Annotated in this window: 1 protein-coding gene; it reads left to right on the top strand. The window is 52.4% G+C overall.

What is annotated here, in order from left to right; genetic code table 11:
- Nucleotides 1-221 precede the first annotated feature (221 nt).
- Complete coding sequence (locus G0Q06_RS14190; protein WP_163967427.1) at nucleotides 222-671, top strand: hypothetical protein; 450 nt, start codon at nucleotides 222-224, stop codon at nucleotides 669-671.
- Nucleotides 672-834: the final 163 nt, after the last annotated feature.

Raw genomic sequence — 834 nt, 5'->3', positions numbered from 1 at the left:
TGCGGGACTAACCTACCGTTTGCCGTATAGCCGCTTATTTAGGCTTTTTAAATGAGCGTTCTGCGGACAGACCTACCATTCGCCGCATCCCGTGCACGTCGGCAAACAGCGGCGGCGTTGACAGCGCCACTTGGAACGGGCTCTATTACTCTGAGAAAATCGATTAGGCGCCTAAGACACAGCGGAATGATTGTTTAAAGAGGACGCATGGAGAATTATTTATGAAAATCATATTTTCCAGCTTCGGGGTAAGGTCGATTATTGCGAGCGCCACCTCGGTTTGGCTTGTGCTTTTGAGCTCTCAAGTCTTCGCTGCGACCAGCACGAGCAATGATGAGGCCAAGAAATTATGCGTTGCAGAGTTGACTGCGGGTCAATCGGCCACGGAAACCGAAGTTGTGCATGTCCGGCGCCATGACGATGTTCCTTATGTCTACGGCAAGGCGAACTTCGAGGACATTAACGGCCTTCATTTTCGTTGTAAGGTTTGGAAAGAAAAGGTGCGCGAGGTCATGTATCTGGTTAAGGACCCGGAATATGTGAATGGCCGGGCATGGTCGAAAAAACGCCCACATGGGAACACGCATAAGGATGTTGTTCTGGACGAACCGGCTATGTCGCCACCGCCACTCGACCACCCCTCACCACACTTCGTACGGGTCCCAGACTAAGCGTTCGCGGCCCAGCCGTTCTTAGGGTAAGCAATGCCACCCATGCCGCCGCGGGGCGCACCTCGAAAGGTGTACTATTGCGAACACTTGAACAGCGATTGCTTGTGTCGAATACGTTGATGAATTCAGAAAATCCGATACCTGAACCGGCGGCTTTGGGCTC

The organism is Oceanipulchritudo coccoides, from assembly GCF_010500615.1.
GTDB classification, from domain to species: Bacteria; Verrucomicrobiota; Verrucomicrobiia; order Opitutales; family Oceanipulchritudinaceae; genus Oceanipulchritudo; species Oceanipulchritudo coccoides.
This window is presented reverse-complemented; position numbering and strand designations above follow the sequence as displayed.